The sequence below is a fragment of the Actinocorallia libanotica genome (assembly GCF_039525175.1).
Taxonomy (GTDB): domain Bacteria; phylum Actinomycetota; class Actinomycetes; order Streptosporangiales; family Streptosporangiaceae; genus Actinocorallia; species Actinocorallia libanotica.
The window spans coordinates 145032-166040 of record NZ_BAAAHH010000016.1 but is presented as its reverse complement, the minus strand read 5'-3'; the positions used below and the strand labels follow the sequence as shown (position 1 = coordinate 166040).

Annotated in this window: 25 protein-coding genes; 6 read left to right on the top strand and 19 right to left on the bottom strand. The window is 71.4% G+C overall.

The genetic code is table 11. The annotated features are described in order from the left end of the window. From ABD140_RS20435 to rimP, 4 genes are all read right to left on the bottom strand, one after another. Positions 1–382, bottom strand: a 382-nt coding sequence (locus tag ABD140_RS20435) for a translation initiation factor IF-2 N-terminal domain-containing protein (RefSeq protein ID WP_425544137.1), incomplete at its 3' end; no start/stop codon positions are given. Between the two features lie 109 nt (positions 383–491). Continuing rightward, positions 492–734, bottom strand: coding sequence for a YlxR family protein (locus tag ABD140_RS20430; protein ID WP_344242493.1), 243 nt, complete (start codon positions 732–734; stop codon positions 492–494). Positions 735–768: 34 nt separating this feature from the next. Next, a complete protein-coding gene (gene nusA, locus ABD140_RS20425) occupies positions 769–1797 on the bottom strand; it encodes a transcription termination factor NusA (RefSeq protein ID WP_344242488.1) in 1029 nt (342 codons plus the stop codon). Beyond that, the gene (gene rimP, locus ABD140_RS20420; RefSeq protein WP_344242487.1) at positions 1787–2335 is read right to left on the bottom strand and encodes a ribosome maturation factor RimP; all 549 of its coding nucleotides are present in this window, start codon (positions 2333–2335) and stop codon (positions 1787–1789) included. Before rimP ends, nusA begins: the two co-directional genes overlap by 11 nt. A 156-nt stretch (positions 2336–2491) precedes the next feature. Between rimP and ABD140_RS20415 the strand changes: the two genes are divergently transcribed. Both ABD140_RS20415 and ABD140_RS20410 read left to right on the top strand, forming a co-directional pair. Beyond that, positions 2492–2974, top strand: a complete 483-nt coding sequence (locus ABD140_RS20415) for a hypothetical protein (protein WP_344242486.1) — start codon at positions 2492–2494, stop codon at positions 2972–2974. Continuing rightward, positions 2971–3405: a ferritin-like domain-containing protein gene (locus ABD140_RS20410; RefSeq protein WP_344242485.1), complete on the top strand. Its 435-nt coding sequence runs from the start codon at positions 2971–2973 to the stop codon at positions 3403–3405. The genes ABD140_RS20415 and ABD140_RS20410 overlap by 4 nt, the downstream gene beginning before the upstream one ends. A 106-nt stretch (positions 3406–3511) precedes the next feature. Here the strand turns inward: ABD140_RS20410 and ABD140_RS20405 are convergent, their stop codons facing one another. The 3 genes from ABD140_RS20405 to ABD140_RS20395 all read right to left on the bottom strand — a co-directional run bounded on the left by ABD140_RS20405 (position 3512) and on the right by ABD140_RS20395 (position 6629). Continuing rightward, positions 3512–4552: a TRM11 family SAM-dependent methyltransferase gene (locus tag ABD140_RS20405; RefSeq protein WP_344242484.1), complete on the bottom strand. Its 1041-nt coding sequence runs from the start codon at positions 4550–4552 to the stop codon at positions 3512–3514. A gap of 9 nt (positions 4553–4561) precedes the next feature. Beyond that, positions 4562–6127 carry a hypothetical protein gene (locus ABD140_RS20400; RefSeq protein ID WP_344242483.1) on the bottom strand — a complete coding sequence of 522 codons (1566 nt, stop codon included), beginning with the start codon at positions 6125–6127 and terminating at the stop codon, positions 4562–4564. A gap of 190 nt (positions 6128–6317) precedes the next feature. Beyond that, positions 6318–6629, bottom strand: coding sequence for a hypothetical protein (locus ABD140_RS20395; protein WP_344242482.1), 312 nt, complete (start codon positions 6627–6629; stop codon positions 6318–6320). 184 nt (positions 6630–6813) lie between these two features. Between ABD140_RS20395 and ABD140_RS20390 the strand changes: the two genes are divergently transcribed. Continuing rightward, a complete protein-coding gene (locus tag ABD140_RS20390; RefSeq protein WP_344242481.1) occupies positions 6814–7992 on the top strand; it encodes a hypothetical protein in 1179 nt (392 codons plus the stop codon). Here ABD140_RS20390 and ABD140_RS20385 read toward each other — a convergent pair. Further along, on the bottom strand, positions 7961–8641 hold the full coding sequence (locus ABD140_RS20385) for a peptidyl-tRNA hydrolase (RefSeq protein WP_344242480.1): 681 nt from the start codon (positions 8639–8641) through the stop codon (positions 7961–7963). The two genes, ABD140_RS20390 and ABD140_RS20385, sit on opposite strands and share 32 nt — an antisense overlap. 33 nt (positions 8642–8674) lie before the next feature. Here ABD140_RS20385 and ABD140_RS20380 point away from each other — a divergent pair, with 33 nt between their 5' ends. The 3 genes from ABD140_RS20380 to ABD140_RS20370 all read left to right on the top strand — a co-directional run bounded on the left by ABD140_RS20380 (position 8675) and on the right by ABD140_RS20370 (position 10795). Continuing rightward, entirely contained in the window at positions 8675–9205 is a 531-nt protein-coding gene (locus tag ABD140_RS20380) for an NUDIX domain-containing protein (RefSeq protein WP_344242479.1), read from the top strand. Between the two features lie 79 nt (positions 9206–9284). Next, positions 9285–10334 carry an Rv1352/Rv1906c domain-containing protein gene (locus ABD140_RS20375; protein WP_344242478.1) on the top strand — a complete coding sequence of 350 codons (1050 nt, stop codon included), beginning with the start codon at positions 9285–9287 and terminating at the stop codon, positions 10332–10334. A 71-nt stretch (positions 10335–10405) separates the two neighbouring features. Next, positions 10406–10795: a VOC family protein gene (locus ABD140_RS20370; protein WP_344242477.1), complete on the top strand. Its 390-nt coding sequence runs from the start codon at positions 10406–10408 to the stop codon at positions 10793–10795. A 202-nt stretch (positions 10796–10997) separates the two neighbouring features. Here ABD140_RS20370 and ABD140_RS20365 read toward each other — a convergent pair whose 3' ends face one another. The 11 genes from ABD140_RS20365 to ABD140_RS20315 form a co-directional block, all read right to left on the bottom strand. Next, on the bottom strand, positions 10998–11681 hold the full coding sequence (locus ABD140_RS20365; protein WP_344242476.1) for a helix-turn-helix domain-containing protein: 684 nt from the start codon (positions 11679–11681) through the stop codon (positions 10998–11000). Positions 11682–11699: 18 nt separating this feature from the next. Continuing rightward, the gene (locus tag ABD140_RS20360; RefSeq protein ID WP_344242475.1) at positions 11700–12695 is read right to left on the bottom strand and encodes a LacI family DNA-binding transcriptional regulator; all 996 of its coding nucleotides are present in this window, start codon (positions 12693–12695) and stop codon (positions 11700–11702) included. Next, positions 12692–14071 (bottom strand): GH1 family beta-glucosidase, encoded by a 1380-nt coding sequence (locus ABD140_RS20355; protein WP_344242474.1) that lies wholly within the window; start codon positions 14069–14071, stop codon positions 12692–12694. Before ABD140_RS20355 ends, ABD140_RS20360 begins: the two co-directional genes overlap by 4 nt. Beyond that, the gene (locus ABD140_RS20350; RefSeq protein WP_344242473.1) at positions 14068–14889 is read right to left on the bottom strand and encodes a carbohydrate ABC transporter permease; all 822 of its coding nucleotides are present in this window, start codon (positions 14887–14889) and stop codon (positions 14068–14070) included. The genes ABD140_RS20355 and ABD140_RS20350 overlap by 4 nt, the downstream gene beginning before the upstream one ends. Beyond that, complete coding sequence (locus tag ABD140_RS20345) at positions 14886–15833, bottom strand: carbohydrate ABC transporter permease (RefSeq protein WP_344242472.1); 948 nt, start codon at positions 15831–15833, stop codon at positions 14886–14888. The genes ABD140_RS20350 and ABD140_RS20345 overlap by 4 nt, the downstream gene beginning before the upstream one ends. 60 nt (positions 15834–15893) lie before the next feature. Then, a complete protein-coding gene (locus ABD140_RS20340; RefSeq protein ID WP_344242471.1) occupies positions 15894–17189 on the bottom strand; it encodes an extracellular solute-binding protein in 1296 nt (431 codons plus the stop codon). 550 nt (positions 17190–17739) lie between these two features. After that, the gene (locus ABD140_RS20335) at positions 17740–18390 is read right to left on the bottom strand and encodes a TetR/AcrR family transcriptional regulator (RefSeq protein WP_344242470.1); all 651 of its coding nucleotides are present in this window, start codon (positions 18388–18390) and stop codon (positions 17740–17742) included. Positions 18391–18479: 89 nt separating this feature from the next. Further along, on the bottom strand, positions 18480–18773 hold the full coding sequence (locus tag ABD140_RS20330) for a Dabb family protein (RefSeq protein ID WP_344242469.1): 294 nt from the start codon (positions 18771–18773) through the stop codon (positions 18480–18482). Between the two features lie 22 nt (positions 18774–18795). After that, a complete protein-coding gene (locus ABD140_RS20325) occupies positions 18796–19365 on the bottom strand; it encodes a hypothetical protein (RefSeq protein ID WP_344242468.1) in 570 nt (189 codons plus the stop codon). Between the two features lie 145 nt (positions 19366–19510). Next, positions 19511–20095 (bottom strand): hypothetical protein, encoded by a 585-nt coding sequence (locus ABD140_RS20320; RefSeq protein ID WP_344242467.1) that lies wholly within the window; start codon positions 20093–20095, stop codon positions 19511–19513. A gap of 72 nt (positions 20096–20167) precedes the next feature. Then, entirely contained in the window at positions 20168–20758 is a 591-nt protein-coding gene (locus ABD140_RS20315; protein WP_344242466.1) for a hypothetical protein, read from the bottom strand. Between the last annotated feature and the right edge of the window lie 251 nt (positions 20759–21009).

Here is a 21009-nt window from a genome sequence, read left to right as displayed (position 1 = left end):
CCCCGTACAAGGGCAGGAACAAACCCGCAGGCCAGAAGCAGGCCAACCGCTCCCATGCCAAGCTCCGCGGGCCCGGCTTGGGCGCCGGAGCCGCGGGGCCGGGGCGCGGGCCCGGCTTGGGGGCCGCCGACTGCGCGGGGCCCGGCTTGGGCGCCGCGGGACCCGGCCGGGGGCCGGGACGCGGCGCTGCGGGACGGGGGCCGCCCTTGGGGCCACCCGAAGGAGACTTACCGAACGCCTCGGTGAGTCGACGTACTACGGGCGCCTCGATCGTCGAGGACGCCGACCGGACGAACTCGCCCATCTCCTGGAGCTTGGCCATGACGACCTTGCTCTCGACACCGAACTCCTTGGCGAGTTCGTACACCCGGACCTTGGCCACTGCACTCCCAATCTGGCCCGGGGCGTGTCTCCGGGCCGTCGCTAACCAGTCATCGCGTACTGCTCATCGAGCGCTCATAGCAATCTCGACCTGCTTCCGACTAGATCTCTTACTCATTCGATGCTGCCTCGTAGAAACGCAGCAGACCAGAAGTATCGGGCATAGCTCCCAAGCGCAAGGCCCGGGAGAAGGCCCGACGGCGAATCGCCTGCTCCAGACATCCGGGATCGTGGTGCAGCCAGGCACCACGCCCCGGAAGTCGCTTGCCGGGGTCGGGGAGGAGCGCGCCCTCCACCGCCACGACGCGCAACAAGTCAGCTCGGGCCGCACGGACCCGGCAGCCCACGCACATGCGCTGCGGGGCCGAGTGGCCACCATCCACCAGTCTACCCCGCCGGAGCCTCGGCGGGGTCGGCGGTCCCTTCGCCCGGCCCCGGAGGGGTGTCCGGGCGGATGTCGATCCGCCAACCGGTGAGACGGGCGGCGAGCCGCGCGTTCTGGCCTTCCTTGCCGATCGCCAGCGAGAGCTGGTAGTCCGGCACGATCACCCGCGCCACCCGCTGCTCGGCGTCGACGACCTCGACACTGTTAACCCGCGCGGGCGAGAGCGCATTCCCGACGAACGCCGCCGGGTCCTCCGACCAGTCGACGATGTCGATCTTCTCGCCGTGCAGCTCGGTCATGACGTTGCGCACCCGGCTGCCCAGCGGGCCGATGCAGGCGCCCTTGGCGTTCACCCCGGGCTTGCGCGAGCGCACCGCGATCTTGGTGCGGTGGCCGGCCTCGCGGGCGACCGCGGCGATCTCGACGGTGCCGTCGGCGATCTCCGGGACCTCCAGCGCGAAGAGCTTGCGCACCAGGTTCGGGTGGGTGCGGCTGAGCATCACCGACGGGCCGCGGTGGCCCTTGCGGACCTGGACCACGTAGGCCTTGAGCCGCTCGCCGTGCTCGTAGGACTCGGTCGGCACCTGCTCCTGGGGCGGCAGCACCGCCTCCAGCTTGCCCAGGTCGACCTGGACGTTGCGCGGGTCCTTGCCCTGCTGGATCACGCCGGCGACGATGTCGCCCTCGCGCCCGGCGTACTCGCCGAAGGTCAGCTCGTCCTCGGCGTCCCGCAGCTTCTGCAGGATGACCTGCTTGGCGGTGGTCGCCGCGATCCGGCTGAAGTCGTCCGGGGTGTCGTCGTACTCGCGGGGGGCGCCGCCCTCGGCCCCCTCGCCCTCCTCGGCGGCCTCGGTGGCCCACACCGTCACGTGGCCGCTCGCCCGGTCCAGCTCCACCCGGGCCCGCGTCGCGGCGCCCTCGGTGCGGTGGTAGGCGATCAGCAGGGCGTCCTCGATCGCCCTGACCACGACCTCGAACGAGATGTCCTTCTCCCGCTCCAGGCTGCGCAAAACGTTGATGTCAATGTCCATGAGGCTCCCCGTCCCCACCTTCCTCTTCGTCGTGGAGCAGGTCATCTGCCTCGATACGGCGGAACTCCACCTGCACCCGGCCGGGACCCGCGGACGGCAGCGGATAGGCCCGCTCCTCGCCCGACACCTCCAGCCGGATCTCCTCCTCGTCCGCGCCGAGCACCCGTCCCTGCACCTCGGCGCCCTCCGCGGTGGTGAACTTCACCAGACGCCCCGCCGCCCGGCGCCAGTGGCGCGGCTGCGTGAGCGGGCGGTCCACTCCCGGAGAGGTGACTTCGAGCACATACGGGCTGCCGCCCAGGACGTCCGCCTCGTCGAGCGCCGTCGAGACCTCGCGGCTGATCACCGCGATGGCGTCGAGGTCGACGCCGCCGTCGGCGTCGACGACCACCCGGACCACCCGGCGCCGGCCCGCCTGCGAGACGGAGATGTCCTCCAGATCGTAGCCGGACGCCTCGATCACCGGCGTCAACAGCTCGACCAGCGCGGCCCTGTGGCGGTCCCCCCGGACGCTTCCGTCTCGCGCTGCCGCACTCACGGGACCTCCCTATTGGCTCTTTCGGGCGTTATACCTACGCTCTGACCAGACAAGACTATCGACAGCCCGACCCCAGGGTGTGTATTCACGCACTCCGACCCCCTGTGTGGGATGCTGTTCGCCGCCTTCAGAACGGTCTTTTCGAGGGAGTGCCGCTTGCCCGTCACCGTCTCCCGCCGCGCCTTGCTGGGCGGCGCGGCCGGGCTGGTCTGCCTGTCGGGCTGCGCGGAGCCCGCGCCGCGGGACCTCGCGCCCGGTCCCGAGGTCGCCGTCCTGCTCGGCGCGATCGCCGACGAGGAGCGCCTGATCGCCCTCTACGAGCAGGTCACCACCGCCTACTCCGGCCTGTCCAGCGCCTTCACCGACGCCCTGCGCGACCACCGTGAGCATCTGGAGGTCCTTCGCCGCCACTACGTGCCCGGCACCGGCGGCGCCACCGCCACCCCGACGCCCTCGGGCACCCCCCTCACCCCGCCCTCCGGCGCGTCCGAGGCGGTCCCGGCGCTGCGCGCCGCCGAGAAGGCCGCGGCCGCCGCGCGGGTCGCGGACATGGCGGGGGCTCCGGCGGGCCTGGCGCAGCTGCTGGCCAGCATCGGCGCCTGCGAGGCCGGCCACGCCACCGCCCTGGGGCTGGCATGAGCGACCTCGGCCTCCTGCAGGCGGTCCTGGCCGCCGAGCACCGGGCGGTCTACGGCTACGGGCTGACCGGCGCCCGCCAGAGCGGCGCGGCCCGCCGGCAGAGCACCGCCCTGTGGCAGGCGCACCGCGCGCGCCGCGACCGGATCGCCGAGATGATCACCGAGCGGGACGGCGAGCCCGTCGCCGCCGAGCCCTCCTACCTGCTGGGCGAGGGCGTCCCCGCCCAGCTCGCGGTCGGGCTGGAGGAGGCGCTGCTCGCCGCCTACCTGGGCCTGGCCGGGGCCTCGGACGCGGCGCTGCGCCGGTTCGCCGCCCAGGCGATGCAGGAGGCGATGACGCGCCGCGTGCGCTGGGCGCGCACCAGCCCGCCCAGCGCCTTTCCCGGCCTGCCCGAGGGGCGCCTCTCCCCCGGCACCGAAGCGGGCTCCTGAGCCCGTCCAGGGCCCGGCCCCGCCGAGGCCCGGACCGGTCAGGACCTGAGCCCGGTCAGGACCTGAGCCCAGTCAGGGCCTGAGCCCGTCCGGGGTCTGAACCCGCTCAGGGTTTGCGGGCGACGATCACGTCGCGGACGATCGCCTGGTCGACGCGGTGGCGGAACTTCAGGTAGGGGCCCTCCTCGAGCGGCTCCAGGCCGGCCGCCGCCAGGGCCTCCACCGCCTCCTCGCGGCCGGTGACGCAGGTGTTCCAGGAGATGCCGACGGCGCCTCCCGGGCGCAGCAGCCGCACCCAGCCCGGCAGGGCGCGGGTGAGCAGCTCCAGGGGGCTGCGGGTCAGCGCCTCGCGGTTGCGCGCGCCGTGCTGGACGCCGTAGGGGGCGTCGGTGGCGATCACGTCGAAGGACTCCGCGGCGAAGAACTCCGCGGCCCGGACGGTGTCGGCGTTGACCACGGTGAGCCTGTGCCTGTCGCCGGACCTGTACTCCTCCTTGGACAGGCCGTAGACGACGTCGAGCCGGCGGCCCACGACCTTGCGGTCCCGCCGGACGGGGGAGGTCTCCGCGGTGTGCTTGAGCCGCTTGCGCTTCAGCCAGGTGCGCAGGAAGCCCGCGTACGCCTCGAAGTCCTTGCCGTCGATGTCCACGCCGTCGGCGTCGTAGCCGTACATCATCGCCTGGTTGAGGGTCGTGCCCCGGCCGCACATCGGGTCCAGGACCCGCAGCCTCCGGTCGGTCATGTGCGGTCCGGAGGCCGAGGACCACAGGGTGACGTTCAGCAGCAGCTTGGTGAAGTACTCGTTGGTCTTCCCCGCGTACTTCTGGATGGTGAGCAGGTCGTCGTCGAGCCGCTCCAGCGGGTTCAGCCCCACCGGGTGCAGGGCCGTGCCCTCCCCCAGGCGGAACAGCGCGTAGAGGGAGGAAAGGTTCGACAGGAGGGCGACGTCGCGCTCGGACAGGCCGTCGGCGGAGAAGGTCAGGTAGGGGACGCCGCCGATGGTGCGGCTCGCCACGTCCCCCACCCTGCCGCCGAGGAGCGTCCGGTCGAGCACCTCCAGCTCCGCCTCCAGGAGGGCCACCGACGACTCGGCGTACACCCGGTTGGCGGACGGCCTGATGAGGATCCCGAAACGCTGCGTGTTCACCGGAGAATTCTAGGGAGTCCGGACCCCGTCCCGGACGGCCACGAGCCCGCCGACCACGCCGATGTAGGCGGTGCCGTCGGGGCCGAGGTTGATCGGCGCCCAGTTGTTGTCGAACAGCTTGCCGGTACCGGCCAGGACCTTGTAGACGGTGCGTCCGGTGTGGAAGTCGATCGCCGTCAGGTACCAGGCGTCGATGCGGTCCTCGCGCGGCTCCTTGGTGTAGGCGTAGACGAGGCCGGCCGCGACGCTGGCCTTGGCGACGGTGGAGGGGCTGCGCTCCTTGCTCGTCCAGACCGTGCGGCAGCCGTCCTCGGTGACGTCGACGCGGCTCATCCCGCCCACGGAGGAGCCGCCCGCCGGCAGCTTGAGGAAGTTGGCGTAACCGGAGTTGTTCTCCACGACGAGGCTGCGACCGAAGCCGATCAGGGAGTTGTCGGTGGCCGAGGCGCCGTCCTGGAACACCGGCTCCCGGCAGACGACCTCGCCGTCGCTCGCCCGGTGGACCTGCACGTTCATGCGGGGCTCGGCGTTGTCGGTGATGGCCACGTACTCGCCGTCCAGGAACGTCGGGGTGCTGCCGGAGCCCTGGTCGAGCTGGCCGGACTTGCGGCCGGTGCCGCGGTCGTAGGTCTTGCGCCAGAGGATCTCGGGCTTGCCCTTCGCGTCGGCCTTGAGCTGGTAGAGGGCGTGGTTGCTGACGACGGAGACGCCGTCGCGGCTGGCCGCGAAGGAGTTCTGGATCTCCTCGCCGTCGAGCCTGATCACCTGGATCCGGCCGGTGCCCGGGTCGATGGTGCCGATGCGGCCCTGGCGGGTGACCCACCAGATATTGCCCTCCCAGTCGGGCTGCACCGAGGTGACCGGGTCGCACTCGCCCTTCGGCCGGGGCCTGGTCCACGTCGGGCAGTCGTTGGGGACGTACTCGCGCAGGTCCCAGTCGTCGGTGACCTGGAAGCTCCACTTGCCGTCCTTCTTCACGTGCGCGAAGCGGCGGACGTGGAAGGCGGAGTCGGCCAGGACCGCGCGGTCGCGGTCGTCGAGGTAGAAGTAGGCGCCGCCGGACGTGTCGGACATGATCTTGTCGAAGTCCAGGCCGGTCACCGCGGTCACGGTGGAGGAGCGGGCCGGGAGCTCGTGAACGGCCAGGTCCTTGAGGGTCACCGGGTCGATCAGGCGCAGGGCGAAGGTGCTCGCCCTGGTGCACTGGGCGACGATCAGGCCGGTGCTGCGGGCGTAGTTGACGGTGGAGCACATGCCCGGCAGGCCGAAGGCCTTGGCGTCGGAGAGCACCTGCGGGTCGCGGCCCAGCGGACCGAGGAACGGGTAGGTGTCGGAGGCGTAGCTGTCGGCGTGCATGGCCGCGTACCCGGGCGCGGCCATGTGCGGGTTCGCCGGCACCGGGTCGCCCGGAATGGGGTTCGGCACGGCGGGCGCGCCCAGATAGGCGGGCACCTTCTTCGCCCCCGGCCCTCCGGGCACCGGTCCGGCGGCCTGCGCCGCGGCGGGCAGGGAGCACAGCGCCAGTACGGCGGCCGCGGCTCCCAGGCCGCTCCTTCTCCAGATCGGCTTCATCATCCCGTCCTCCCTCCCCCCGAGCACGATCGGTCGCACCACACGTCCCCTGGGGAACGCGCGGTGTGGCCAATCTAACAAGCGATCGCTTGGTTACAAGAGGGACGGAGCAACGAAAAGCGGCGATGAGCCATGAAAACGCGGTGTTCCACCACTGCGCACGTTCCGTGCCCGTGGAACACCGCTTCTCACTTCACGTGACGGGACTCGCCGCGAGTACTTGCGCGACCCGGTCCGCGGCGGCAGGGACGTCGTCGGCCGCCGAGATGCGCTCGGCCCACGACCACCAGAACCACCAACCGTCCACACCGCGCTCCGCGAGGATGTTCTCCGTCAGAGCCGACGCTTCCGGATTCATCACGTGCAGGCAGGGCGCCGTGCCGAGCGGCATGGTCAGCCTCACCCTCAGACCGCGCCCGACGAGTTCGTCGCCGAGCCGTTCCAGATAATCGATCCGCGTCTGCATGGACTGCAGGGGCGCGGTCGTTCCCGTGTCGTCAGGCATTCCCGTTGCTCACTTTCGCAGGGATCGCGTGGCCCGACGGGATTCACCCTTCCCCGCCGCCCGGCGGCCCGCAAGGGGCAGCACCGGATCTAGTCCGGCGACTGTCCTTATGGACTAGATCGCCATGCCGTCCCTTGGGGATCGGGATAGATTTTCCACTAGCCGACGATGAGAGGTATGGACGATGCCGCAGGACCCGTACACCACCCGGCGGGACTTCGCCCTGCCGGGCCAGGCCTCGCCCGACGCGGCGGAGGGCGGGCAGGACGGGTCCGACGTGACGCCGCCCCTGGGCGCCGCCTATCCCGAGCAGCGTCCGCCCGCCATCGACTTCGCGCAGACCGTGCGCGACCCGGCGCCCTCCGCCGGTGACGCGGAGGACGCCGGCGACGCCGGGGACTCCGGAGGCGAGCAGACGCTGCTGGACCGGACCCGGCCCGTGCCGCTGCCGCAGCAGGACCAGACCGTCGCCGACGTGCCGCGCGACGTCCCCGTCGCCCCGCTGCCGCTCCCGCAGTCCCAGGCCGCGCAGGAGCCTCCGCCCGCGGCGCCCCGGGCCCCGCGGTCCCAGCCCCCGCAGCAGCCCGCTCCCGCACAGGCTCAGCCCGCACAGGCTCAGCCCGCGCAGCCGCAGGCTCCGCAGCAGGCGCAGCCCGCGTACGCTCCGCAGGGCTTCCCGCCGCCGCAGGCACCTCCGCAGCAGGGCTTCCCGCCGCAGGGCCACCTTCAGCCGCCCGCGCCTCCGCCCGCGCCTCCGGCGGCGCAGGGCGGCGCCTGGCACCGGCAGCACTACGCCGTCGGCGTCTTCCTGGTGCTGTACGGGCTCGTCAACCTCGCCACCGGCCTGCTGGGCTTCAGCAACCGGAAGGTGGAGGCGGCCGTCTACTTCGGCGACGGGCTCGCCGCGCCGATCCTCATCGCCGTCAAGTGCGCGGAGGCGCTGCTGCTGGCGGTCGCCGCGGCGGGCCTGCTGCGCAGGCGCGACCTGTGGTTCCTGCCCGCGCTGCTGAGCTGGGTCGCGGGTTTCGCCGTGCTGTGCGTTCTGGACGTCGTCAAGGGCGAGTTCCTCGCCCTGGCCGAGCACGCCGTCTACACGCTGCTCTTCGGCTTCCTGCTGTTCCTGTCCTACGCGCTCAGCGCCAAGGTGCGCGCCGCCCGGCTGCAGGCGGCCACCGCGCCGGGGCAGCCCGCTCCCCCGGCCCAGCCCGGCGCTCCCGGTGCTCCCGGCATGCCCGGCGCACCCGGCGCTCCCGTTCCGATGGCGCCTCCCCAGCCGGGCGGCACGCCGCCCGCGGGCCTGTCGCGCACCCAGGAGATCGCGCTCAACACCCTCAACCGCTGGCAGCGTCCGGGCGGCCGGTGACCAGCCAGGCCACGGCCGTCATCGTGCCCGGCGCGACCTCGGTGTAGCCGGCGTCGCGGATGCGCACGGCCGCGCGGGCGACGGCGTCGCGCCACGGCACGTCCGCCAGGTGCACGGGCGCGCCGTTCGCCAGCCAGTCCGCGCGTTCGGCGGGGGCGAGCGAGCGGTAGAGCAGGTGCGCGGCGTGCCCGGACTGGGCCGCGGCCTTGCCGGTGCTCATCCCCGCGCCGGGATTGAGCACGACCGCCGCGTACGTCCCCTCGGGCGCCGCCTCCGTGCCGTGCTCCAGGTCGGTGCCCGCGACCTGGAGCTTGGCGATGGCCGCCGGCACCTCGGTCACCGGGCCGGGCGCGAACGCGCGGGCCTCGGCACCCCGCCAGGAGACGGTGACGCCGGGCAGCTCCTGCGCTTCCTTCCAGCGCGCTCCCCTGGCCCGCCGCACGACCTTGCGGATCCGCCCGTCCTCCCAGCGCCGCACCTCCTCGGCGAAGTCCGGGTCGGCCAGCAGCCGCACGACGGCGCCGGCCGCGGCCTCGCAGACCGCCTCGTGCGCGGGGGGCCCGGACTTCTCGACCCGTACGGCCAGCTGCAGTGCCCAGGGCGCCTCGTCCACAGGGTCGTCGTGCACGATGGGCGGATGCTCGATCATGGATGGAAGGCTAGCCACAACGGGGAGGGCGCGATGCAGCCGGTTTCGTCGCGGGAGGTGTACCGCAACCAGTGGATGAGCCTGCGGGAGGACGAGATCAGGCATCCGGACGGGTCGCCGGGGCTGTACTCGGTGGTGGACAAGCCCACGGCCGCGTGCGTCATCCCCTACGAGGACGGAGGCTTCCACCTCATCGAGCAGTACCGCTATCCGCTGCGCCGCCGGTCGTGGGAGTTCGTGCAGGGCACCTGGCCCGGTGACGGCCCGCCCGGGGAGGAGCTGGCCCGCGCGGAGCTGGCCGAGGAGACGGGGCTGCGCGCCGCCTCTCTCGTGCCGCTGGGGCGGGTCGCCATCGCCCCGGGGCTGACCAGCCAGGAGTGCGACGTCTTCCTGGCCACGGGGCTGTCCCGCGGCCCGCTGGCCCGCGAGCACACCGAGCAGGGCATGGAGCAGCGCTGGTTCGCGCGCGCGGAGTTCGAGGAGCTCGTCCGGGACGGCGGCGTCTTCGACTCCGTCACGCTCGGCGCGTTCACCCTGTTCCTGCTCTCCGGTGAGCGAGTCTGAATCGCCGGTCATATTCCGGCCGTCCCCGGGTAGGTCACCATGCGACGCCGGGTGGCGCGATCGGGAGCGGAGCGGGCTGGTGACTCTCACGCACACGATCCCCGGTACGGGGACGTATTTCGTCGGCATCGACATGCCTGCCGGCAGATACCGCTGCGACGACGGGCGCGGCGGCTGGTGGGTGCTGTTCCAGGGCGAGGCGGGCGCCCGGCCGGTGGGCGCATGGCCGCTGGACCCGGGTCCGGCGGAGGTGGACATCGCCCCCGGCGACTTCGCGTTCGAGACGCACGTGCCGTCCTCCTGGACGCTGGTGGCCCGCACGGGCGAGCCGGCCGGCACGCCGCGCGCGGTGGCCGATCCGACCCTGCGCACCGAGCTGGACTCGGTGGTGGCCCGGCGCGGCCCGCTGCTGCGGATCGCCCCGGCCGCGGCGGTCGCCGCGAGCACCGCGGCGTTCCTGCCGCTGGGCGGTTTCTGGCCGTGGCTGGTCCTGCCGCTGGCGGCGGCGGCCTTCGGCTCGCGGCGGCTGCTGGACGACGTGCGCCGCGCCCGCGCGCTGGGCGACCGCGCCGACCGCTACCTGGTGCCGGAGGACTTCGACGCCGAGGCCGCGGCGCTGCTGGTGCGCGTCCAGCGGGCCGTGGAGCAGGTGTGCGACGCCCAGGTGGTGCGCGAGGGCGTGCTGGAGGGGCTCGACGCCGAGGTGGAGCTGCCCCGCCAGGAGTGGGAGATCGCCCAGGTGCTGGCCCGCCACTCCCGGCTGCGCCGCGACGCCGAGGCGCTGCGTTCGGCCGCCTCCGCCGAGCTCGCCGAACTGCAGGCGGCCCAGCGGGAGAAACTGCAGATCTCGATCCGCGCCGTCACCCGCAGGGTGGAGGCGCTGGAGCGCTACGCGCGCAGCACGCTGGAGGCCGACGCCGCCCACCGCGCCTGCCGCCTCCTGGAGGATATGGCCGACCACGACCGGGAGTACGACGAGCTGCTCGCCGCCACCGTGCGGGACGAGCTGGCGGTTCCCGCCATCGAGCGCCTCGCCGCGCAGAGCGACGAGCTGCTGGCGAGCCTGCGGCACCGGCTCGACGAGGCGGCCGAGGCGGCCCGCGACACGCTTCCCTCCGAGCACGGATGAGAGCCCGCCGATCTCCTCCGATGTCTGTTTCCTTCAAGGCTTCGGAGAGGCGGTCGCCTTAGCGTGGAGCCATGAAGCCGCAACTCGATCTCATCGGCCTCGTGGTCGCCGACATGGCCGCCTCGCTGGCCTTCTACCGTGCCCTGGGCCTGGACCTCCCGGCGGAGGCCGACGCCGAACCGCACGTGGAGACCACTCTGCCCGGCGGCCTCCGCCTCGCCTGGGACCGCGTCGACGTGATCCGGAGCTTCCACCCGGACTGGACCGCCCCGAACGGCTCGGCCCGCGTCAGCCTGGCGTTCCTGTGCGGCTCCCCCGCCGAGGTCGACGCCGTCTACACCCGCATGGCCGCCGCCGGACACGCCGGCTTGGAGCCGTGGGACGCCCCCTGGGGCCAGCGCTACGCCGTCCTCCACGACCCCGACGGCAACGCCGTCGACCTGTTCAGCCCGCTGACCTGAACGCCGAGCGTTCGGTCGGCCGGCTGAAGCCGGAAGTTCAGCCCGCCGGCCTGAACACCGCAAGTCCAGTCGGCCGGCCTGGAGCCGAAGGTTCGGCCCACTGGCCTGAACACCGCAAGTCCAGTCGGCCGGCCTGGAGCCGAAGGTTCAGCCCACTGGCCTGAACACCGAAAATCCAGTCGGCCGGCCTGAAGCCGGGAGTTCAGCCCGCCGGTCGGAACGCCGAGGGCGGGGCGCCGGTCAGGGACCTCAGTTCGCGGGCGAGGTGCGCCTGGTCGGCGTATCCCGCCAGGAAGGCGGTCTCGGCCTGCGGGGTTCCGGCCGAGAGGAGCTCGGTGGCGCGGGCCATCCGCCGGATGCGGGCCAGGGTCTTGGCGCCGTAGCCGAAGGCGTCCAGGCAGCGCCGGTGCAGTTGGCGCTCGCTCAGCCCCGCCCTTCCGGCGATCATGTGCACGGGCTCGCCCGCGTCGGTGCCGGCCAGCACCGCCTCGACCACCGGGTCGGCGTGGCCGGATGCGGCCAACCGCGCGCCCGCGGCCTCCACCAGGACGCGGCCGGGCGCGTCGGACGCCTCCAGCAGGCCGGTCAGCCGCCGTGCCGCCGCGCCTCCCCACACGTCCGCCAGCGCGACCCTGCGGTCGGTGAGCTCCCGCGCCGGGACGCCCAGGACGCGCGGGCCCACGCCCGAGGCCAGCCGCAGCCCGGTGTAGGTCTCGCCCGCGCTCTCCCCCGGCCGGGGGCCGGTGTCGGGCCCGGCGACGAACACCTCGCCGCCCGCCCAGACCAGGTCGAGGCAGCCGTCGGGCAGGACCCGGTAGGGGCCCGGCGGCAGCCGGTTGCGCCAGAGCGTCCCGCGGACCTCCGGCACCGCGCGCTCGGTGTACATGCCCCCAGTCTGCCCCGGTCAGCTGGACTCGCGGACCACCAGCCGGGTGTCGAGGACGATCACCATGGACTCCGGCTCGCGGCCCTGGATGCGGGCGACCAGCAGTTCGGCCATCGCCCTGCCCATCTCCTCGACCGGCTGGTGCACGGTGGTCAGGGGAGGCTCGGTGTGGCGCGCCATCTGGGAGTCGTCGAAGCCGACCACCGCCACGTCGCCGGGGACGCTGCGGCCCGCGGCGCGCAGCGCGCGCATCGCGCCGATCGCCATCGGGTCGGAGGCGGCGTACACCGCGTCGAGCCCCGGGTCGCGCTCCAGCAGCTCGCGCATGGCCGCCGCGCCGCTCTCCTCGGAGAAGTCGCCCTGGGCGACCAGGTCGGGGCCCGGGTTGAGCTCCCGGTAGCCCCGGAGGCGGTCCACACCCACCTGCATGTCCTGCGGGCCCGCGATCGCCGCGATCCGCCGCCTGCCCCGGTCCACCAGGTGCTGGACGGCCTGGCGCGCGCCGGCCCTGTTGTCGGCGTCCACGCAGGCCACCGGGGTGCTGCCGAGCTGCGAGCCCGCCATCACCGTCGGCAGGCCGCGCTCCTCCAGCCGCCGGGGAAGCGGGTCGTCGCCGTGCAGCGACAGCAGCAGCGCCCCGTCCACGTGGTGGCCGGTGAGGTAGTGCTCCAGCCGTTCGTGCTCGGCCGCGGTCTGCGCCATGGCCAGCAGCAGCTGGAGGCCGGTCTCCGACAGGCCCGCGCTGATGCCGCGGATGATGCCCGCGAAGAACGGCTCCCCCCAGACCCGCTCCTCCGACTCCGAGACGACCAGCGCGACGGTGTCCGTCCGCCGTGTCACCAGTGTCCGGGCCGCCGGGTTGGGGACGTACCCCAGTTCCTCGATCGCCTGGAGCACCGCCTCGCGGGAGCGTTCGCTGACCTTGGGGGAGCCGTTGATGACCCGGGAGACGGTGCCGCGCCCCACACCTGCGCGCGCGGCCACCGCCTCGAGGGTCGGGCGCTGTTCAGTCACGGCAGACCATTTTGCCGTGCCGCGCGGCCGTACCAGAGGGCGCTGCTCTTGGGCGTGCGCTTCTGGGTCTCGTAGTCGACGTGGACCAGCCCGAACCGCTTTCCGTAGCCCCAGCCCCACTCGAAGTTGTCCATGAGGGACCAGGCGAAGTAGCCCTTCAGCGGCACCCCGTCGGCGATCGCGTCGCGGCAGGCGGCCAGGTGCGCCTCGATGTAGGCGACGCGTTCGGGGTCGTCGACCGCGCCGTCCACGACGGTGTCGACGTACGCCGCGCCGTTCTCGGTGATGTAGAGCGGCACGGACGGGTACTCCTTGGCGACCCAGGTGAGGATCTCGTGCAGCCCGCCGGGGTCGACCTCCCATCCCATGTCCGTCACGGGGCGTCCGCCGTGCACGAACGACACGTGCGAGGCGCCGGGCCAGGGCGAGGCCGAGGCGAACGGCGAGGTGGCGACCAGGCCGCCGTCGCTGCTCGCGCTGACGGTGTGGCGGGAGTAGTAGTTGACGCCGAGGTGGTCGAGCGGGCCCCCGATCAGCTCCATGTCCCCGTCCTGGATCACCTCCTGGAACCCGAACGGCGCGAGGTCCTGCAGGACGTCGGCCGGGTAGGAGCCGCGCAGCAGGGCGTCCAGGAAGAAGCGGTTCTGCAGGCCGTCGATGCGGCGGACGGCGTCGAGGTCGGCCTCGTCGTCGCTCGCCGGCGAGACCGCGTACAGGTTGGGCGCCGCACCCGCCAGTCCCCCGCCGCCGCGCAGGAGCGGGGCGGCCAGGCCGTGCGCGAGCAGCAGGTGGTGGGCGGCGCGGACCGACAGCTCCGGCGAGCGCAGGCCCGGCGCGTGGTCGCCGGAGGCGTAGCCGAGGAAGGCCGCGCACCACGGCTCGTTCACGGTGAACCAGTGCTTGACGCGGTCGCCGAGCGCCTCGTGGACGGCCGCCGCGTACTCGGCGAACCGGTACGCGGTGTCGCGGGCGGGCCAGCCCCCGGCGTCCTCCAGCTTCTGCGGAAGGTCCCAGTGGTAGAGGGTGGCGAACGGGGTGATGCCCTCCTCCAGGAGGGCGTCGACCAGCCGCCGGTAGAAGTCCAGGCCGCGCTGGTTGACCTCGCCGCCGCCGTCGGGCATGACCCGCGGCCAGGAGATGGAGAAGCGGTAGGCGCCGAGGCCCAGTGAGGCCATGAGCGCCACGTCCTCGGCGTAGCGGTGGTAGTGGTCGTTGGCGACGTCGCCGTTCTCGCCGTTCATCACCCTGCCCGGCGTGTGGGCGAAGGTGTCCCAGATGGACGTGCCGCGCCCGTCGGCGGCGACGGCGCCCTCGATCTGGTAGCCCGAGGTGGCGGTCCCCCAGGTGAAGCCGTCCGGAAACCCCCGAGTGGTCATGCCTTCACGGCTCCTTCCATGATGCCGCCGATGATCTGGCGGCCGAAGAGAACGAAGATGGCGATCAGCGGGACGGTCGCCAGCGCGGTCCCGGTGAACACGAGCGTGTAGTCCTGGAAGTGGGCGCCGTTCAGCGCCGAGATGGAAAGCTGGACCGTCGGGTTCGACTGGTTCAGCACGGCCATCGGCCAGATGAACTCGTTCCAGGTCTGCATGAAGGTGAACAGCGCCAGCACCGCGACGGCCGGGCGCAGCGCCGGCAGCACGACGCTCCAGTAGATGCGCAGCGTGGAGCATCCATCGACGCGCGCCGCCTCGATGAGCTCGTCGGGCACCGCCTGGACGGCGTACTGGCGCATCAGGAACACCCCGAAGGCGTTCACCAGGAACGGCATGATGACGGCCTTGAGCTCGCCGACCCAGCCGAACTTCACCATCATGATGTAGAGCGGGATGATGCCCATCTGCTGGAGCGGCACCATCATGCTGATCAGGACGGTCAGCAGCAGCCCGTCGCGGCCGCGGAACCGCAGCTTGGCGAAGGCGAACCCGGCGAGGCTGCTGAGGATGACGACCGACAGCGTCACGGTCGTCGCCACGATCGCGGAGTTCAGCATGCCCGTGGCGAAGTTGGCGTCCTCGGTGGCGAACAGCCGCTCCAGGTTCTCGCCGAGGTTGCCGCCCGGCAGCATCGGCGGCGGGATCATGCCGACGACGTCGTTGGAGCGGGTGGCGACGACGAACATCCAGTAGATGGGGAACGCCGACAGGATGAGCGTGACGACGAGCGTCGCGCGAGTGAGCAGGTTGGCCTTCACTTCTCGCCCCCGATCCGCCTGGTGAACAGGAAGCTGAAGAAGCACACCAGCAGGATCATCATGAACAGCATCCAGGCGACCGCCGAGGCGTAGCCGTAGTCGAAGTGCCGGAACGCGTTCTCGTACATGTACATGGCGACGGTCTGGAACTGGCCGAGCGAGCCGCCTCCGACGTCGCCCTGGGCGAACATCACCGGCTCGGTGAACAGCGACAGGCCGCCGATGGTGGAGGTGATCGTGGTGAAGACGATCGCGGGCTTGAGCATGGGGATGGTGATCTGCCAGAACTGCCGTCGGGAGGAGGCGCCGTCGATCGAGGCGGCCTCGTACAGGTCGCGCGGGATGGCCTGCATGGCGGCCAGGTAGATGAGGGCGTTGTAACCGGTCCAGCGCCAGTCGACCATCACGGAGATCGCCGTCCAGGAGCTCCACTTGTCGGCCGTCCAGTCCAGGCCGTCGGTGCGCAGCAGCCAGTTGACGAACCCGTAGTCGCGGGCGAACAGCTGGCCGAAGACGACCGCCACCGCGACGACCGAGGTGACCATCGGGACGAGGACGCCCAGCCGGTAGAGCAGGCGGAGGCGCATGCGCTTGTTGAGGGCGTTGGCCAGCATCAGCGCGAGGATGAGCTGCGGGATGGTCGCCAGGACGAACATGCCGACGGTGTTGAGGACCGAGTTCCAGAACTCGCCGTCCTGGAGCAGGGCGGTGTAGTTCTCCAGGCCGATCCACTCGCGGTCGCCGGCCAGCTCCCAGTCGTGCAGGGACACCCAGACGGTGAAGCCCAGCGGGAAGAGGCCGAAGACCGAGAAGAGGATGAAGTACGGGGAGACCAGCAGGTAGGGGGTGGCCTTGAGGTCGAACCAGGTGGACCGGCGGGACCTGGGCGCCTTGTCGGCCGGCGGTGCGGGCGCAGCGGCGGGGCGCTTGCTCACGTCGAGCATGGGACTGCCTTTCGAGGGCGGGGGCGGCGCCGCCGGTGCGGCGCCGCCTCGCGGAATCGTCTATTCGGCCTTGTCCCGGCCGTCCTCGACGGCCTTCTTCCACGCCTCGTCCGCGCTGAGCTTGTCCTGGCCGAGCGCGACCAGGATGTCCTCGAACACGGTGCGCACGTCGACGTTCTTCACGCCGAGCTGGACCGGCTGCAGCGACGTCGCGGTGGTCGCGAAGATCTCACCGACCGGCGCGTCGTTGAAGTACTCGTTCTTGGCGTCCTTGACCTCCGGGTCGGCCAGCGCCTCGGGGGAGGTGGGCAGCGCGTTGACCGCCTTGAACGCGGTGATCTGCGACTTGGCGCTGGTCAGGAACTTGGCGAGGTCGGCCGCCTCCTTGGGGTGCTCGGACTGCTTGGGCACCGCCAGGAACGAGCCGCCCCAGTTGCCGCCGCCGCCGGGCACCGCCGCGACGTCCCACTTGTCGTCGTAGGTGTCGCCGGAGTTCTCCTTGATCACGCCGAGCATCCAGGCCGGGCAGGCCATGGTGGCGAAGGAGTCCTTCTTGAAGCCGGTCTGCCACTGCGGGGTGAAGCTCTTCAGGCCCGCCGACAGCTGCTGCTCGTCGAGGCCGGAGACGAAGTCGAACGCCGACTTCACCGCCGGGTTGGTGTCGGCGATGTACTTGTCGGAGGCGTCGAAGTAGGTGACGTTGCCGTTCTTGGGCGCCTCCTGGGACAGGACGGCGTTGAAGAGCGTGGTCAGGCCGTCCACGAACTTGGTGTTCGGGACCTTCTCCTGGAACTTCTTGCCGGTGTCGACGTAGGACTCCCACGTCGGCCACAGCTTGGCGACCTCGGTGCGGTCGGTGGGCAGGCCCGCCTTCTCGAACAGGTCGGTGCGGTAGCACATGGCCAGGCCGCCGACGTCGGTGCCCAGGGCCATCAGCGACTTGCCGTCCAGGCTCTGGCCCAGGCTCCACTTCCACGGCAGGAAGTCGTCCTTGAGCTCGGCGCCGCCGTACTGGTTGAGGTCGACGAACTTGGTCGCCTGGCCGCGCAGGTTGGTCAGCACGCCCTCCTCCAGCGCGACGACGTCGCCCGCGCCGCTGCCGGTCTCCAGGTACTTCAGGAGGTTGGGCACGTAGACCTTCTCGTGCTCCTTCTCGTTGCGGTGCTCGATCTTGATGCCGGGGTTGTCCTTCTCGTACTGCGTGAAGAGCTCTTCGTAGCCGAAGCTGCCGAAGGTGTCGACGGTCAGGGTGATCTCCCCGGACCCGCCGGAGTCGTCGGACGAGCAGGCGGTGCCGGCGGCGAGCACGCCGGCGAGGACGGCAGCGATCGCGGCGGATCGGCGCGTGGACTTCATGGTCGTTCCTCCCAGGAAGGGGGTGGGGAGAAGCGGGCTCTTCGTCGAGCCCTCGGGGGGGTTGTGGGAGCGCTCCCACGCATCTCAGCTCCGGGCGCACCACCTCGTCAAGTCCTCGAAACACAACCGTTATGCACAGTTCACCCGGAACGGCTGCCGAAAAGAGACCAAGCAAGCGCTTGCGTATGAAAGGTTTTCGGGTTAGCTTTCCTGACATACCACCGGGAGCACTCCCCCTTCCACCTGCGCTCCCGGTCCGGAGCCCGCCGCCGGGCGGGAGGGATCGCGCCCCCTCCCGTTCGGCAGCGTCGGCGCACGCCGAAGAGCCGGCGCGGTGACCGCGCCGGCTCATGGCGGAAGATCTCGCACGCCCGACCCGCGCTCGGCGCGCGCCGAGCCACGGCGAACGCACCGCCGACCGAACGTGTCCCCGTGCGTCGCGCAACGCGTCAGCGTACGTCAGGTCACGAGCGGCACGTCACGGGCGTGCTTCAGGGGAACGTGCAGCGCACGTCGGGCCACGGGCGGCATGCCGCCGGGCGTGCGCGCTTCAGTGGATGTGGATGCCGTCGAGCAGGACGTTGAGGTAGTGGGCCGTCAGCGCCTCGGTGTCGAAGCCGTCGGTGTGGAACCAGCGGACGGTGACCCAGATGGTGTCGCGGATCATCCGGTAGGTGAGGCGGGGCTCCAGGTCGGCACGGAAGAGGCCGGCGTCCTGGCCGCTGCGGATGGCCGTGATCCACATCTCCTCGACGTCCTCTTCGGCCTTGATGAGGTAGGCGAAGCGGTCGAGGCCCTTGAGGTAGTTCCAGTCGTTCTGCAGCACCGTGATGGCCGCGCGGTGCGGCTCCAGGGTGCCGAAGGCGATGCGCACCAGGGCGCCGAGCGCCTCGTCGGGGCCGCCCTGCTCGATGGCGGCGCGGTTGGCGGCCTTCAGCTCGGTGTAGAAGTTCGACAGGATCTCGTCCACGATCGACTCCTTGGAGTCGAAGTGGTGGTAGAGGCTGCCGGAGAGGATGCCCGCCTCGTCCGCGATCTCGCGGACCGTGGTCGCCTGGAAGCCCTTCTTGGCGAACAGTTCCGCCGCCAGCCTGACCAGATGGTCGCGGCGTTCGGAAGCCGGGGCCGCGGCGCCCCTGGCGCGCCTTCGGCCACCGCCCTCGCGGGACCGGGCCCGTCCGCTGTTCGTCGTGGTAGTCACCCCTTTATTATGCGCCCCCGCCCAACCGCTTGCTCAGTCACCCAGGTTGTCATCTCGTCAAATTCTGAGCAAGCGCTTGTTACAAACAGTCAACCGTGCAGCCGGTACTGCACCCTGGCCAGGTCCGCGGCGATCGGCGCGACGCACCGGTCGATGAACTCCCGGTGGTCCGGGTGATCGCGATAAGTGACGAAATCCTCATGGTCGTCGAAGTCCGCCACCAGCACGAAGTCCTTGTTGCCGGGGTTGACCCCCGGCCCGTACTCGTACCGCCTGATCTGCGGGATCCGCCCCGGCAGCTCCGCCAGTCCCGCCGGCACCGCCGCCTTCTGCTCCTCGGTGGCCTCGGGGTTCCAGGTGAACATCACCACATGTCTGATCATGCCCCCAGCCTAGGGCGCATCGTCACAGGCGGTGGTAGGTGGCGGTGACGGTGGCGGGCGCCACGGGGTCGGTGAGGGTGGCGGTGAGCTTGAGGGTCTTTCCGGCGCAGGTGAAGGTGTGGCGGGCCGGGACGAACGGGTCGACATTGCCGTTGCGGTAGTGCCCGGCGAGCTTGACCGCGCGCAAAGGCGTCTTGTTGAAGAGGGATTTCACGGTCGCGTCACCGGTGGCCGACCTGCGCTTGAGGGAAAAACTGCCTTTCTTCGCGCCCTTCAGGGTGGATGCGAAGTGGAGCTTCTTCCGGTAAGTACTGGTCATGGTGTATTCGTCGCCATTGTCGGCGCCTTCCGTGACGACTTTCTTCGCCCGGGTGAAATCGTAGGAGAGCGCCTTCTTCGTGATCGAGAGGCGGGCGCCTTCACCGCCTCTGGCGCTGATCACGACGTCCTGCCCGGTCGCCGTCATGCGGTACCGGGTGAGCTTCCAGTCGTCGGTGACGCAGGCCTTGGCCGAGGCCGGAGCGGGCAGGGCCAGGACGGCTCCCGCGGCCAGCGCGGCGGCCGTCAGCAGACGGACCCGGATGGCGGGCAAGTCGACCTCCTCCGTGGGACGGCGGATGATCGTCAAACGTATCCGGCGCCCATGACGGAGGATCGGATTTCGGGAGAATTTCAGCGTGCCGCCCGGCGGGCGCGGGGAGACGTCCGGCGCCCCGCCGGGCGGTCCCGAGCGGCGGTCAGAGGCGCCGGTAGGTCACCACGATCGTGCCGGTGCCGCTCTCGTCCGTGTGCGTCATCCGGAGCCTGGCGGTCCTGGCGGTGCAGGTGTAGGAGGAGCGGAGCGGGGCCACGGGCTCCCATTCCCCCTGGCGGTACACGCTCTGCGCCAGGTTGTAGCTGATGACGGGCGCCCCGTTCCTGACGACGGTGGCGCCGGCGCTCCCCTTGGCGCTCTTCGCCTTGAGCGCGAGGGTCCCCTTCTTGGCGCCCTTCAGGGTGGACTTCAGCGTCAGGCGCTTGCGGTACGTCGTCCTCAACTCGTACTTCTCACCGTCGGAGCGGCCCTTGACGACGAGCTTCCTGGCGCCGTCGAAGTCGTAGGTCACGGACTTCCCGGTGACCGTCAGGACGGTGCCCTGGCCGCCCCGGCCGGTGGCGTAGGACCCGGGGCCCTTGGCGTCGAGGGTGTACCCGGTGAGCTTCCACTTGCCGAGCAGGCAGGACCTGGCCGCGGCGGAGGCGGGGGCGGGGAGCGTGAGGACCGCGGCGGCCAGCGCGGCCGTGAGGGCGGCGGACGCCGTGCGGGGGGTTGCAGCGAACAAGGTCGACCTCCGTGCAGGAATGATCGACAAAAGTACAAGAGGGCGGCGGCGGGAGCCGCCGCCCTCCTGTGTTCAGGAGCGGCGGTATTCGATCCTCACCGTGCTGGTGCCGAAGAAGTCGCGCTTCTTGGCCTGGAGCACCAGGGTGCGGCCGTTGCAGCGGAAGTCGGCGCGCGGCGGGGTGAGCGACACCCATTCGCCGCGGCGGTAGGTCTCGACGATGCTGTACTTGGCGAGCAGCTTCTTCTCCGGCTTCAGCTGGCCGAGCAGCCCGTTGGCGTCGCCGCGGGCGCTGGAGGGCCTGGTGGTCAGCACGCCCGAGCGGGTGCCCCGGAACTTCGACTTCAGCGCCAGCTTGCCCCGGTAGCTGGACCACAGCCCGACCTTCTCGCCCGAGCGGGTGCCGTTGGTGACGGCGGGCTTGGAGCGGTTGAAGTCGTAGACGGCGCCGCCGCGGGTGACGCGCAGCCGGGTGCCCTGGCCGCCGGTGGTGCGCAGCGCGACGTCCTTGCCCTTCAGGTTCATCGTGTACTTGGTCAGCGTCCAGTTCCCCACCAGGCAGGGACCTCTGCCTGGTGCGGCGGCGGCGGAACCGGGAAGCGCGGCCACCGCCCCGGCGGTCAGGGCCGCGGCGATCGCGAGACGGGCGTGATCGATGAGCATCGTCGACCTCCTGGGTTGATTGGTCGACCAAATTACAAGGAAAGAACGCAGAGCCGAGCGGAAACTCCGGTTGTTTTTAAGGTATCTCCGCCACCACCGCCCAGAACCATTCCCATTAATAGTAAGAATTGCGGATTCAAGGGAGATTCCCTACTTGATGGGACCATTCACACCATCACCGAAGTTCCCCCCACCCCGGAGCCGCACGGAAATCCGGCGGCTGCCATGATGTGACGGACCTTTCCTAGGGT

What these genes read in the sequence shown, in the direction of transcription:
- ABD140_RS20380 (WP_344242479.1), top strand. Translation starts at nt 8,675, where the DNA reads ATGCAGCCGGTTTCGTCGCGGGAGGTGTACCGCAACCAGTGGATGAGC.
- ABD140_RS20400 (WP_344242483.1), bottom strand. Translation starts at nt 6,127, where the DNA reads ATGATGAAGCCGATCTGGAGAAGGAGCGGCCTGGGAGCCGCGGCCGCC.
- ABD140_RS20370 (WP_344242477.1), top strand. Translation starts at nt 10,406, where the DNA reads ATGAAGCCGCAACTCGATCTCATCGGCCTCGTGGTCGCCGACATGGCC.
- ABD140_RS20315 (WP_344242466.1), bottom strand. Translation starts at nt 20,758, where the DNA reads ATGCTCATCGATCACGCCCGTCTCGCGATCGCCGCGGCCCTGACCGCC.
- ABD140_RS20330 (WP_344242469.1), bottom strand. Translation starts at nt 18,773, where the DNA reads ATGATCAGACATGTGGTGATGTTCACCTGGAACCCCGAGGCCACCGAG.
- ABD140_RS20390 (WP_344242481.1), top strand. Translation starts at nt 6,814, where the DNA reads ATGCCGCAGGACCCGTACACCACCCGGCGGGACTTCGCCCTGCCGGGC.
- ABD140_RS20395 (WP_344242482.1), bottom strand. Translation starts at nt 6,629, where the DNA reads ATGCCTGACGACACGGGAACGACCGCGCCCCTGCAGTCCATGCAGACG.
- ABD140_RS20430 (WP_344242493.1), bottom strand. Translation starts at nt 734, where the DNA reads ATGTGCGTGGGCTGCCGGGTCCGTGCGGCCCGAGCTGACTTGTTGCGC.
- ABD140_RS20365 (WP_344242476.1), bottom strand. Translation starts at nt 11,681, where the DNA reads ATGTACACCGAGCGCGCGGTGCCGGAGGTCCGCGGGACGCTCTGGCGC.
- ABD140_RS20340 (WP_344242471.1), bottom strand. Translation starts at nt 17,189, where the DNA reads ATGAAGTCCACGCGCCGATCCGCCGCGATCGCTGCCGTCCTCGCCGGC.
- ABD140_RS20385 (WP_344242480.1), bottom strand. Translation starts at nt 8,641, where the DNA reads ATGATCGAGCATCCGCCCATCGTGCACGACGACCCTGTGGACGAGGCG.
- ABD140_RS20410 (WP_344242485.1), top strand. Translation starts at nt 2,971, where the DNA reads ATGAGCGACCTCGGCCTCCTGCAGGCGGTCCTGGCCGCCGAGCACCGG.
- ABD140_RS20355 (WP_344242474.1), bottom strand. Translation starts at nt 14,071, where the DNA reads ATGACCACTCGGGGGTTTCCGGACGGCTTCACCTGGGGGACCGCCACC.
- ABD140_RS20345 (WP_344242472.1), bottom strand. Translation starts at nt 15,833, where the DNA reads ATGCTCGACGTGAGCAAGCGCCCCGCCGCTGCGCCCGCACCGCCGGCC.
- nusA (WP_344242488.1), bottom strand. Translation starts at nt 1,797, where the DNA reads ATGGACATTGACATCAACGTTTTGCGCAGCCTGGAGCGGGAGAAGGAC.